Below are 12939 nucleotides of genomic sequence, written 5' to 3'. Positions count from 1 at the left end.
ATACTAAATTATTTTTTACAGGAAAGCAAACATAGTGCTAAACCCTTGTTTTTGTTGTTAAAAATAGGTTAAAAGAGCTTATCTTTTTAAATACTTTATATTTTAAAAAGCACTTGAAAAATTGATTTATAACTTTTTTTTACAATCTTTGTTATACTTCTAACTAATTAATTTAAATATATGAAACTAACATTACTATTTAAAAAAGCAATTTTTTTCTTGCTGTTTATGCTTCCCTTAGGGATTATTGCGCAAACAGTTAGTGGAACAGTAACTGATGCTAACGGTAACCCTATTCCTTTTGCAAATGTTATAGAAAAAGGAACTTCTAATGGAACTACAACTGATCAAAATGGTGATTTCAGTTTAGTCGTTAATCAATTACCAGTAACGATTGTAGTATCATCTCTTGGCTTTACTACTAAAGAAATTAATGTCACTTCTGAAAGTAAAGTTAGTATTTCTTTAGATGAGGGTGGTGTAGGTTTAGATGAAGTTGTTATAGTTGGTAACAGAGCTAAACCTAGAACTATTTTAGACTCACCAGTACCCATTGATAATGTAAGTGCAAAAGAGTTGGTTAGCAGTGGACAAGTAACCGTTGATCAAATGTTGACTTATAAAATACCGTCTTATAATTCATCAAATCAAACAATTTCTGATGCAACTGCTCACTTTGACCCTGCAGATTTAAGAAACTTAGGTCCAAGTAGAACATTAGTTTTAGTAAATGGAAAACGAAAAAACTTAAGTTCATTAGTTTATATTAATGATACTCCAGGTAAAGGTGAAGTGGGAACAGATATGAAAAGTATTCCAACTGCCGCCATTGAGCGTGTAGAAGTTTTACGTGATGGAGCATCTGCACAATATGGTTCTGATGCTATAGCAGGTGTAATCAATATCGTTTTAAAAAAGGGTGTTGAGAATTCAACAATTAATGTGAATTCAGGAGTTACAACCGAAGGTGACGGATTTAATTTTGGCGCGGACTTTAATTCTTCAATTGATATTGAAGGTGGAGGGTTTTTGAATTACACTTTGGGTTTTTATAAGCAAGAGCATACCAATAGAGCAGGTGAACCTGGCTTTGATGGCTTGTTTGGCGTACAAGCAAATGATCCTACTTGGGGAACATGGTTAAGCCAAAATCCTAATTTAGGGATGACAGTTGGTCAACCAGATCTTCAAAAAGTAGATTTTATGGTTAACGCTGGTGTTCCATTTAAAAATGGAAAAGGAGAATTTTATGCCTTTGCAGGAATTACAATTAGAGATGGTAAAAGTTTTGCTTTATATAGAGCTCCATATTGGGTTTCAGATCCATTTAATCTTTTACATGAAGCTGGCTCAACCTATCAAGGGTTTCAACCAACTTTTGAGACAGATATCGTAGATAATATTGATGGTTTGGGTGTAAAATTTCAATTGGGTGAATTTAATTTTGATGTAAGCGGAACTTTTGGAATAAATACTGTTGATTATACGATTGGAAATACCTTAAATGTTGATTTAGGAGCTGATAGTCCTACTCGTTTTAATGCAGGTGGATATGGTTTTAGAAATTTAATTGGTAATTTAGATATCAATAGAAGTTTTGGTGACTTAGGCTTGGCATTTGGTTTTGAGGCAAGAAATGAAAACTTTACAGTTGATGCTGGGCAGTCTGAATCTTATTTCGGAGGAGGAGCACAATCTTTTCCTGGTCTTCAGCCTTCAAATGCTTTAAGTGAAGGTAGAAGCAGTATTGGTGCTTATGTTGACCTAACATGGGATGTTTCAGATGAATTTTTAATTGGCGGTGCTGTTAGATATGAAGATTTTAGTGACTTTGGAGATAATACATCTTGGAAAGTTAATGGTCGTTACAAACTTGGTGACAATGGAGCCATTAGAGGTTCGTACAGTACAGGTTTTAGGGCTCCGGCATTACATCAAATTTATTTAAGTAATATACAAACTTTAGTTTCTGGAGGCACAGTATCTAATCAGGGTACTTTTAATAATGTAGACCCTGTTATTAGAGAAGGATTGGGGGTACCACAGTTAAAAGCTGAAACTTCAAATAATATATCTGCAGGTATAACTTATAAAGTTTCACCTCAATTTAATATCTCATTAGATTATTATAATGTTTCAGTAGATGACCGCGTTCTTTTTACCGGAGAAATAGGTTTCGACGGTGATGACACAACAATTAATCCTGTTGAGGCAATTTTAAATGATTTTAGTGTAACTAGTTTAAAATTCTTTACTAATGCCGTAGATACAAAAACTAATGGTATTGATTTCGTTGCAAACTATAATAATATTGAATTAGGCGAAGGCGAGTTAAACGTTACTCTAGCAGGAAACTGGAATAAAACTGAAATACAAGGTACAGTTACTGCACCAGGGATCTTAGCTGCAAATGGTTACGAAATCTTTAATAGAAAGGAAGCTTCTAGAATTGAAAGTGCTAGGCCAAACATTAAAGGAACATTAGGTTTGAATTATCAAATCAATAAATTTAGTGCTACTTTAAACAATACTTACTTTGGTGAGGTAACTTGGCAACATGCTTCAACTCCTGCAAATGACCAAACTTTTGGGGGAAAAGTTGTAACTGATGTTATTCTTAATTATAATTTCTCTGATAAGTTTAGTGCCAATATTACAGCTAATAATGTTTTAGATGTATATCCTGATGAAATTGTAACTGGTGGCGATGTTGTTACAGATTTAGGTGGTCGCTTTAGGTATCCATGGGAAGTAAATCAATTTGGTTTCTTAGGAACTGTTTTAAAAGCTGGTATTACGTTTAGTTTTTAAAAAATGAATTAATAAAAAAAACCTCGCAGTTGCGAGGTTTTTTATTCTATAGAAATAATATCTTTAGTATTGTTCTTTGTCACTAGGAAAATCTCTAGACTTTACGTCTGAGATATATTGTTTAAAAGCACCATTCATTTCGGTATATAAATCAAGATAACGACGCAAAAAACGTGGATTAAATTCATGTGTCATTCCTAACATATCATGTATTACTAATACCTGACCATCAACACCATTACCAGCTCCAATACCAATTACAGGTATAGAAATACTTTCTGCGACTTCTTTGGCTAATTTTGCCGGTACTTTTTCTAAGACAACAGCAAAACAACCTAATTTTTCTAAAAGTTTAGCATCCTCTTTTAACTTATCAGCCTCCTCTTCTTCTTTTGCACGAACCGTGTATGTGCCAAATTTATAAATAGATTGTGGTGTTAATCCTAAATGTCCCATAACTGGAATACCAGCATTTAAAATTCGTTTTATCGACTCCTTAACTTCCTTCCCTCCTTCCAGCTTGACTGCGTGTCCGCCAGATTCTTTCATAATTCTAATTGCAGAACGTAGCGCTTCTTTCGGGTCTGATTGATAACTCCCAAAAGGAATATCTACAACCACCAAACAACGTTCTATAGCTCTTACTACCGAGGTAGCATGATAGATCATTTGATCTAAGGTAATTGGCAAGGTAGTTTCATGACCTGCCATAACGTTTGATGCAGAATCACCTACTAAAATCACATCGATACCAGCATGGTCTACAATTTTGGCCATACTATAATCATAAGCAGTTAACATGGCGATTTTTTCACCATTACGCTTCATTTCAACTAAAGTTTTGGTTGTAATTCTTTTGTATTCTTTTTTGGCTGTTGACATTTTTTATATTATTAGATTACCTTTTTTTAACAGCATCCCATTCTCTTTCTAAAATTGAAGGGAAAATTATTGGGGCTAAATTTTTAACTGGTTTATATAATATCGAAGTTTCCAACTTTTCTTCATTAACAAAAGGTAAATTTCTATTTAACTTATCAAATACTATCAATACTACACTTAATATCAGTCCTATTTTTAATAATCCGAATACTCCTCCAAAAACTTTATTCATAATACCTAATGATGCAGCATCGGCAAGTTTTGTGAGTAATTTTCCTGATAAAGAAATTAATAAAACTATTAGAACAAACGTACTGGCAAATGCTATGATCTGAATATATTTTTCTGACCACTCAACTCTTTCCTTTAAAAAATCTGATATAAAATAAGAGAAATGAATAGCCCCATATAAACCCAATACTAAAGCTACAAGCGAAGTAATTTCAACAAATAATCCTTTCATAAATCCTTTTACCAATCCGAAAAGTAATATTGCTGCTAGGATAATATCTATGGTGCTCATTCAATTAATTTGATAAGGTTGTCAAAGATATTACTTTTAATCATACTTCTTCAATTTCAATTATGTCAGCAATATAAATTAACATCTTTTTTTTAACCTTAATGCCTAGCTGTTCAATAGTATTTGCATACAATTCTAGCTGAAAATGATAATTTTTATCTGGCTTTCCCGTTTTGTAATCAATAATGGTGGCTTGATTATTTTCTTCTATAACCAAACGATCTGGAATAATAATTTCTTTGTCGGTAGTTAAAATTTCACGCTCATTATAAACTGTAAGATTTTGTTGGAAATACTTTTCTAACTGAGGATGCTCAATTACATTTTTAACCACTTTAGTAATCTCTTCTATTTGGTCTTTGGTAATTGTTCCATTAATTACAAAATGCTCAATAGCTTCATCTAAATCAGCCTTTGTTTTAACCTTAGCTAAAATTTCATGTATTAAATTACCATAAAGAATAGATGCTCCTTTTTCAGAATCCCAGAGTAGGCTAGAAGTTGCAACTATAGTAATATTATGACCTTGCCATGGTGAACTGATAAACTGCTTTAATTCATAACTATTCGTTCTAGTTAATTTCTTTATAGAAACACGTTCTTTTATACCAAATTCATACTCAATTCTATCTTTTTCAAATTCATTTTTTGATTTTAAATATTCTAAAAAGAATTGTGAATACCACTTTGGCTCACCTATAAGCTTTCTATTCTCTGAAATTATATAAAGTTGTTCAATAGCTCTGGTAAGTGTAACATAAAGTAAATTAATATTGTCTAGCTCTAATTCATTTCTTCTTTGTTGGTATAATGATGAACCTATCTTACTTGATTGTTCTAAAGATTTATTTGCATTCACCAACAAACTTTCGAAGTTATTAAATTGCTCTTTTTCTTTAATAGGATACCAAGTTTTTGGGTTCAGCTCACGATATATATCTAAGTCATAAGGAAAAATTACTACTGGAAACTCCAATCCTTTTGATTTATGAATCGTCATAATTCTAACAGCATTTTTTTCTTCGGGAATTACGATACTTAAACTCTCTCTTTTTTCATTCCAGTACTCTAAAAATCCTGACGTAGTTTCTGATTTTTTAATTGAAAATTGTAATATTTCATCTAAAAAGAACTGTAAATATGCATCTGAAGTTTCAGTTAGATTAAAACCTCTAATAATGTATTCTACACTTTCATAAATAGGTAATTGTGAAAATGTTTCATAACTAAAATTAATATTAAATTCTTTTAATTCATTAAACAATTGCTCAGTTTCATAGTCAATAAACTTACTTAAAAATTCATGCTTATTGTGCTGAGGCCTTATATGGTTAAACAGAAAATATAGAACTTTTAATTGGGCCTCTTTATTAGATTGTTGATGTAAGTATGATAGTAAGTCAACAATAAATTGCACCTTGGTAGAATTCTGTAGCAACAAGGTTTCTGAACTGATAATATCAATACCATTTTCGGTTAAATAATTGGCAATAATGACCCCCTGTTTTCGAGTTCTGGTTAGTATGCAAACTTCATTAAGATCAAAATCGTATTTAATATTATTGATAATATCTAATATTTTTTTAGGATAAATCTCGTCCTTTTCCGAGGCCAATAACCCTTCTTTTATAAAAGACACATTTACATAACCGCCAATTTTATCTGTAAGCTGTTGTTGATTTTCTTTAGAGTAGATCTCTGAGTGTGCTGTTTTATTAAAGTACTTTGATAGAAATTGAAAAAAGTCATTATTAAAATTTATAATCTCAGAATAACTCCGATAGTTTATTTCTAGTTGAGAAATCTTTTTTTCCATAAAAAAAGGATTCTCTTTATTAGCCAAGCTAATAAATTGTTCTGCTTCTCCGCCACGCCATCGGTAAATAGATTGTTTGGCATCGCCAACCAATAATAAGCTTGATCTTTCTTGTGATAGCGCATTACCTATTAATGGAACTAAGTTTTGCCATTGTAGTTTTGAAGTATCTTGCATTTCATCAATAAAATAATGCTTGTATTTTTCACCAATACGTTCATAAATAAATGCTGCGGGCTGCTCTCGCAAATGCTCACTAATAAGTTGGTTAAACTCTGCATTTAGGTGAATGTTTTTATCTGTTTTTAATTCTTCTAAACTTTCATTGATCTTACTTAAAACCGCCAATGGAATTAGACTACTTAAAAACAGTTTATATAAGGAATACTCTTGGTATAATTTCCCGGATTGATCGTATAAATTTAATAAAGGATTCACAATGCTATCTATAGCAGTTTTAACCTCTTCGGGTTTATTTTTTGTATAAAACTGTCTGTTCTCAATACTTTTTGCTAAACCTTTACTCTTATCGAAGTTCAGTTTAGAAATATCTGATATACTATATTGAAAATGCTTTGGGAATTGTGAATAATAAAAGTCTTTATGATCAATCTCAAAATTTTCAATAAGTTCTAACCCTTGTTTTCCTATTTCTTCAAATTCTTTTTCAGCTAATTTTAATTTCTTTTGAAGGCTTTCTTTTAGTTCAATAAAATCTTCAAGTGACTTATCTTTTAATTGTTGCACATGCAACAAATCATTTTCATTCAATAAGATTTGAGCAATTTCTTTTAACTCTCTTGATACATCCCAAGACTTATCTTCATTTGCTTTTTGTAATGAAAAATCGATCAGTACTTTAGTTAATTCTTTGTCTTCACCAATTTTAGAAATAAGTAGATCAACTGCTTCATTCAATAATGATTTAGTGTCCATCTCTACATCAAAATTGAGAGATAAACCCAAATCAAAAGCAAAATTTCGAATCAATCGATGGGTGAAACTATCTATTGTAGTAATATTAAAAGCTGAGTAGTTATGAAGAATATTTTGTAGAACTTTCTTTGATCGTTGATATAATATACTATCCTGAATATCCGTATCATTTTCTATTTGCAAAAACATAGCTGTTTTATCTTGTAAAATCTCCGCTTTAGAGAAATCGCGCAAATTAGAAATAACACGTTCTTTCATTTCGGCTGCAGCCTTATTAGTAAAAGTAATTGCTAAAATATTCTGAAAGCGATTTGAATCTGGAGTACTTAATAGAATCTTAAGAAATTCCTTAACTAACGTAAAAGTTTTACCGCTTCCCGCAGAAGCGTTATAGACTTTAAATGTTGTAGGTTTTTGCACCGTAGAATTTTATGCAAAATACAAAAATTAACCCCTAAATAAGAAGAAATCTTCCTTCATCGATTCGATACCCGTATCATCGTTTGTAATAATGTAATCAATGGCTTTATCGGTAAACGATTTTCCTTTTCTGGTAAGGGAAATAATATTTTTTTCAATAGTAACCATATTATTTTTTAAAGCTAAATCTACTACTGATTGCGATTTCACTTTATGCCAATTAATATGTTCATTTAAGTGGTTGATATGACGTTCTTGTTCTTCCTGATGGTTATTCAGATGTAATAAAAAAGTCAGTAATTGTACTTCTATTTGTTGCTGTTTGTTACGATATAGTACTGAAATCAATCCTCTGTTAGGGGCAAACAAGTACACTAATAAAAATACCAACCCTAGTACTGTTGTCATTGAGCCTGAAATTGAAGCGTCTAGCCAATGCGCCACCCAATATCCTGCAATTGCTGAAAAGACTCCAAATAAAACAGACAATAGCAACATTTTTTTTAGATCATTCGTCAATAAATAAGCGGTCGCGGCCGGAGCGATCATTAAAGCTACAACCAAAATAGCGCCCACAGCATCGAATGCCCCAACGGTAGTAACCGAAGCTATACTCATAAGTCCATAATGCATCACTACAGGTGAAAAACCAAGTGCAGTCGCTAAACCGGCATCAAAGGTGCTTACTTTTAATTCTTTAAAAAAGGCAAATAATAAAATGAGTGTAACCAAAAGGATGCAACCTATTACCCATAATGATTTTGGGCCTACATCCATACCATCTACAATAATTCGATCAAAAGGCGCAAAAGCTAATTCGCCTAATAGCACCACATCGATATCTAGGTGTACATCATTGGCATTTTTAGCTATTAAAATAACACCAATACTAAATAGCGCTGGAAAGACTAAACCTATTGCTGTGTCTTCTTTTACCAATCCTGTTTTTTGAATGTATTCCACCAATACGACCGTAATAATGCCAGATAATGCTGCCATAAAGATCAATAATGGCGAGCCTAAGTCATGCGTAATAAAAAAACCAATGACCAAGCCAGGTAAAATAGAATGGCTAATGGCATCGCTAATTAATGCCATTTTTCTTAACACTAAGAACACTCCCGGAATAGCACAAGCAATTGCGACTAAACTGGCTATTAATTGTATTTCGAATTGCGCGCTACTCATCTTCTTTTTCTACTTGTTGATTGTATAAATTACCAGCAAAATTATAGCCTTCATTTGTCATTGACCACATTTGACCATTAATCTTGATATAGTTTCTGTCTTCAAGTTTTTTTAGTGTACTTCTAGTAAATCCTTGAAAATTATTTAAGATTTTTATTGTATGTGGGTGTGATTTATCTTCATGCGTTTCGGCAATACCAAACATAAAGGCTAAAGTCTTGTGCAATTGTAAGTCTCTTCTGTTTTTAATGAGTCGTATTTGTCGAAATAACAATCCTCTTGAAGGTGAAAAAATAAAGGAAAAGATCACAAAAACAGCAGCTACCAATACAATTACTGGTCCGGTTGATAAATTGCTTTGACTGGCACTAATGCCTGTGCCAATTACTCCTGCAAAAGCCCCGAAAATTGCAGCTAAAACAACCATGATGCCCAAACTATTAGTCCATTGTCGTGCTGCTGCTGCGGGAGCTAGTAACATGGCGCTCATCAGTACTACACCAACTGTTTGTAGACCCAAAACAATTGCTAATACTATAAAAGATGTGATTAAAATATCGATGAATTTGGTGTCAAACCCTAGCGTTTTGGTATAATCTGCATCAAATAATAACAGTTTGAATTCTTTCCAAAATAACAATAATACAATTAAACAAACTCCCGTGACTATTGCCATAAACCATACATCTCTTGCTAGTAATGTTGCAGCCTGACCGAATAGAAATTTATCTAAGCCTGATTGATTAGCATTGGGTTGTTTTTGGATGAATGTTAGCAATAACATACCGAATCCGAAAAAGAGTGATAAGATCAATCCTAGTGCTGTATCTGATTTTAAATGCGTTTTTCTAATGATTCCTCGAATCCAAAAAGCACCTATTAATCCGCTTATTAAAGCACCAATTAAAAGGATATTTGTTTCTTTTGTTCCAGTAATTAAAAATGCGATGGCTATTCCTGGTAAGGCCGCATGCGAGATTGCATCACCCAATAAACTTTGCTTTCTAAGCACTGCAAAACTACCCAGCATACCACAGATAGCGCCTAAAATAGCCGTGCCTAACGTAATTGTACGTAGCGTATAATCGGTGAAAACAAGTTTAAAGTACTCTAAAAAATCCATTATTCTTGAATACTTACTTTATAATTGATTCCGTAGGTCTTTGTTAGATTATCATCATTAAAAATATCTTTTACAGGACCTGTAGCAATCTTCTTTACATTAAGGAATGTTACCCAGTCAAAATATTCAGGAACCGTTTGCAAGTCATGATGAACTACAATTAATGTTTTTCCCGCTTTACGGAGTTCTTTCAAAATATTAATAATAGCAATTTCTGTAGTGGCATCTACCCCTTGAAAGGGTTCATCCATAAAATAAATAGATGCATTTTGCACCAATGCTCTAGCTAAAAAAATTCGTTGTTGCTGCCCTCCCGAAAGCTGTGAAATTTGCCGGTCTTTAAAAGCGAGCATCCCTACTTTTTCTAGAGCTTCTAGTGCAGCTTTTTTTTGTTTTTGTCCTGGTCTTTTAATCCATCCTAAGCTACCATACGTACCCATCATTACTACATCTAAAGCCGTTGTTGGGAAATCCCAATCAACACTTCCCTTTTGAGGCACATACGCTACTAGTTTACGCTGTTTATTGTATGGTTTATTGTAAATAGAGATACTGCCAGCAATCGGCTCAATAATTCCTAAGATAGCTTTTATTAAAGTTGATTTTCCAGCGCCATTTGGGCCAACAATGGCCATCAATACACCTTCTGGTATCGCTAAATCAATATCCCATAGTACTGGTTTATAGTTATAAGCTACTGTTAAATCGTCTACCGTTACTGCTAGTTTTTTATTGCTCATTTTTATTTTTAAGTGTCATACTGAGCCTAGCGAAGTAATTAAATTTAGATTCTTCACTTTGTTCAGAATGACAAATTATTTCAATGCGTCAACTATGGTTTTTACATTGTATTTATACATACCAACATAAGTCCCTTCTTCAGTTCCATCACTTCCTAAAGCATCAGAAAACAATGTTCCGCCAATTACAGTTTCAAATCCTTTTGATTTTACAGCTTCTTGCAAAGCTTCTATTGTTCTTTTTGGCACCGAACTTTCTACGAAAATGGCTTTTACTTTATTTTCTATAATAAAATTGCCCATTTTTTGAACATCTTGCACACCAGCTTCTGTAGCTGTAGACAACCCTTGCAAACCAACTACTTGAAAATTATAAGCTTTACCAAAATAGTTAAATGCATCATGTGCTGTTACCAAAATTCGTTTTTCAACAGGTAACTGATTTATTGCTGTGTTAATAGCTGTTTTTAGAATTGCTAAACGATTTAAATAGCCTTTTCCGTTTGTCTGATAAGTTTCAGCATTTTTTGGATCAAGATCAGATAGCCTAGTAACTACATATAGTGTAACACGTTCCCAATTATCAATATCGAACCAGATATGTGGATCGTAATTAGAAGCAAAATATTCTGACCCAATTAAAGTCTTTTCATCTACTGCTTCTGCAACTGCAATCACTTTTTTATTTTGATGACGCATTTTTTCAAAAACTTCCTCTAGTTTCCCTTCTAAATGTAGTCCATTATAAATAACTACATCTGCATTAAATAATTTGCTTACATCGCCTTCACTGGCTTTGTATAAATGTGGGTCAACACCTGTACCCATCAAACCTTGTACATCTATTTTATCGCCACCAATATTCTTTAAGAGATCAGTAATCATTGTGGTGGTAGTTACAACCTGCAGCTTACCGTTCTCATTTTTTTCTTTTGTCTTGCAGCTAATTATTGCTAAAGCAAGAAATATAAATACTACTTTTCTCATCTTTTCTATTTTATTCAGGTATTCTAAAACTTATACCTGCACTTAAAAATAAATCTTGTACATTTTTTGTTATTCCTGTTCCTCCAGAAATATCTAATTGAATATTATCACTTAATAAATAAGTTAAACCAGCATCCCATTTATGTATAGCTCTATTGTCTTCAGGCAAATCACCATATAATTCTATATAAGCTCCTACTTTGTCTGAAATATTATATCCATAGGCAACAGTATATACATATGATGGTTCTGTTGTATCTCCATCCCAAGCCATACCGAGGTTGTAACCTATACTTGATTTTTGACTCAATGTATGTGATAATGAAAATCTAAAATCAACAGCCGTATTCATAGTTTTATAATCGTTTGAAGCTAAAAAGTTAGAATTAATATGACCAATAAAAGCAATTTCTGGTAGCACTCCTTTTTCTTCGGTAATGCCTATTTTCACACCTAATAACAAAGGTGAAAATCCACTTGCAATTGTATTAGAGTTAAATTTAACTTCGGTATTGTCAAATCCTAATCTTAATTCAAGGTTATCTAATAATCCATAGCGAAGTAAAGTTGTATTATAGGTCGTTGCATCAACATCATTTAATGATTCAAAGAACGCTCCCGTCTCAACTTGCAAAAACTTTTTTGGTACTAAATTAGAAGCTTCTGTTTGATCTGGCCTATCGGTAGAAATAATTCCATAATCTTGTTTTTTATCTTCTTCTTGTGCATTAGAGAATACAACACTTGCTAATAAAAATAGTACGACAATGTAATTTTGTTTCTTCATCTATTATTCTAATTCTTTTACCAATAAATTCTTGGCGACTTCTTCAGTGATTAATAATTCGTTCTTGTTAATTTCTATCTGCATCGATTTATCAAAAGGCTCAATGCTCACCACCTTAATATGATTACCGATTGCGATGTTCTTATTGTTCAAATACCTTAAAAATTCATCTGATGAATCTTTTACCCCCAACAATTGGCTTTCCTCTTGTGGTTTTAAAGTAGATAGTTTCACTTTCTTTCTTGCGGTAATGTTTCCTTCCTTATCGGGAATTGGGTCACCGTGAGGGTCAACTGTAGGAAATTCTAAAAAAGCATCTAAATTATCTATTAATGTCTCTGATTTAATATGTTCCAATTGTTCAGCAATATCATGTACTTCATCCCAGGAAAAATTGAGTTTATCGACCAAAAAACATTCCCATAAACGATGCTTGCGTACTATAGACACCGCAATACTTTTTCCTTTTTTTGACAATTGAGCTCCTTGATATTTTTTATAATCAACAAGCCCCTTATCTGATAATTTCTTTATCATATCTGTAACCGAAGAAGCTTTTGTTTGCATCTTTTTAGCAATCAAATTGGTGTTCACTCCTTTAGTTGCAATTGCTTCTAATGAGTAAATAGCTTTTAAGTAATTTTCTTCGGCCTGTGAAAACACAATCAATTAATTTTTGATAAATATAAATAAATTTTTAGACATGTCTAAAAATTTAAATTGTTA

10 protein-coding genes are annotated in these 12939 nt (G+C 32.4%); 1 reads left to right on the top strand and 9 read right to left on the bottom strand.

The genetic code is table 11. The features are described 5' to 3' along the window. Window positions 1-180: 180 nt before the first annotated feature. Window positions 181-2811, top strand: a complete 2631-nt coding sequence (locus tag AC3IF2_RS12930; protein ID WP_489167923.1) for a TonB-dependent receptor — start codon at window positions 181-183, stop codon at window positions 2809-2811. A 63-nt stretch (window positions 2812-2874) separates the two neighbouring features. On the opposite strand, the gene panB is transcribed toward AC3IF2_RS12930, so the two are convergent. From panB to AC3IF2_RS12885, 9 genes are all read right to left on the bottom strand, one after another. Then, entirely contained in the window at window positions 2875-3693 is an 819-nt protein-coding gene (panB, locus tag AC3IF2_RS12925; RefSeq protein ID WP_489167922.1) for a 3-methyl-2-oxobutanoate hydroxymethyltransferase, read from the bottom strand. A gap of 16 nt (window positions 3694-3709) precedes the next feature. Continuing rightward, the gene (locus AC3IF2_RS12920; protein WP_489167921.1) at window positions 3710-4216 is read right to left on the bottom strand and encodes a CvpA family protein; all 507 of its coding nucleotides are present in this window, start codon (window positions 4214-4216) and stop codon (window positions 3710-3712) included. Window positions 4217-4256: 40 nt separating this feature from the next. Then, window positions 4257-7388: a UvrD-helicase domain-containing protein gene (locus AC3IF2_RS12915; protein WP_489167919.1), complete on the bottom strand. Its 3132-nt coding sequence runs from the start codon at window positions 7386-7388 to the stop codon at window positions 4257-4259. Between the two features lie 27 nt (window positions 7389-7415). Next, window positions 7416-8576 carry a metal ABC transporter permease gene (locus AC3IF2_RS12910; RefSeq protein ID WP_489167917.1) on the bottom strand — a complete coding sequence of 387 codons (1161 nt, stop codon included), beginning with the start codon at window positions 8574-8576 and terminating at the stop codon, window positions 7416-7418. Then, entirely contained in the window at window positions 8569-9699 is a 1131-nt protein-coding gene (locus AC3IF2_RS12905; RefSeq protein ID WP_489167915.1) for a metal ABC transporter permease, read from the bottom strand. Before AC3IF2_RS12905 ends, AC3IF2_RS12910 begins: the two co-directional genes overlap by 8 nt. After that, complete coding sequence (locus AC3IF2_RS12900) at window positions 9699-10439, bottom strand: metal ABC transporter ATP-binding protein (RefSeq protein ID WP_489167913.1); 741 nt, start codon at window positions 10437-10439, stop codon at window positions 9699-9701. The genes AC3IF2_RS12905 and AC3IF2_RS12900 overlap by 1 nt, the downstream gene beginning before the upstream one ends. Before the next feature lie 75 nt (window positions 10440-10514). Further along, complete coding sequence (locus tag AC3IF2_RS12895) at window positions 10515-11426, bottom strand: metal ABC transporter solute-binding protein, Zn/Mn family (protein ID WP_489167911.1); 912 nt, start codon at window positions 11424-11426, stop codon at window positions 10515-10517. Between the two features lie 10 nt (window positions 11427-11436). Next, a complete protein-coding gene (locus tag AC3IF2_RS12890) occupies window positions 11437-12213 on the bottom strand; it encodes a transporter (RefSeq protein WP_489167909.1) in 777 nt (258 codons plus the stop codon). A gap of 3 nt (window positions 12214-12216) precedes the next feature. Beyond that, window positions 12217-12876 (bottom strand): metal-dependent transcriptional regulator, encoded by a 660-nt coding sequence (locus AC3IF2_RS12885; protein WP_489167907.1) that lies wholly within the window; start codon window positions 12874-12876, stop codon window positions 12217-12219. Window positions 12877-12939 lie beyond the last annotated feature (63 nt).

The sequence above is a fragment of the Maritimimonas rapanae genome (assembly GCF_057837205.1).
Note: the sequence above shows the minus strand (reverse complement) of the source record. Positions and strands in the feature narration are given on the sequence as shown.

Excerpts from the sequence above, each read along its gene's own strand:
- panB (WP_489167922.1), bottom strand. The coding sequence starts at position 3,693 with ATGTCAACAGCCAAAAAAGAATACAAAAGAATTACAACCAAAACTTTA.
- AC3IF2_RS12900 (WP_489167913.1), bottom strand. The coding sequence starts at position 10,439 with ATGAGCAATAAAAAACTAGCAGTAACGGTAGACGATTTAACAGTAGCT.
- AC3IF2_RS12905 (WP_489167915.1), bottom strand. The coding sequence starts at position 9,699 with ATGGATTTTTTAGAGTACTTTAAACTTGTTTTCACCGATTATACGCTA.
- AC3IF2_RS12920 (WP_489167921.1), bottom strand. The coding sequence starts at position 4,216 with ATGAGCACCATAGATATTATCCTAGCAGCAATATTACTTTTCGGATTG.
- AC3IF2_RS12910 (WP_489167917.1), bottom strand. The coding sequence starts at position 8,576 with ATGAGTAGCGCGCAATTCGAAATACAATTAATAGCCAGTTTAGTCGCA.
- AC3IF2_RS12930 (WP_489167923.1), top strand. The coding sequence starts at position 181 with ATGAAACTAACATTACTATTTAAAAAAGCAATTTTTTTCTTGCTGTTT.
- AC3IF2_RS12895 (WP_489167911.1), bottom strand. The coding sequence starts at position 11,426 with ATGAGAAAAGTAGTATTTATATTTCTTGCTTTAGCAATAATTAGCTGC.
- AC3IF2_RS12890 (WP_489167909.1), bottom strand. The coding sequence starts at position 12,213 with ATGAAGAAACAAAATTACATTGTCGTACTATTTTTATTAGCAAGTGTT.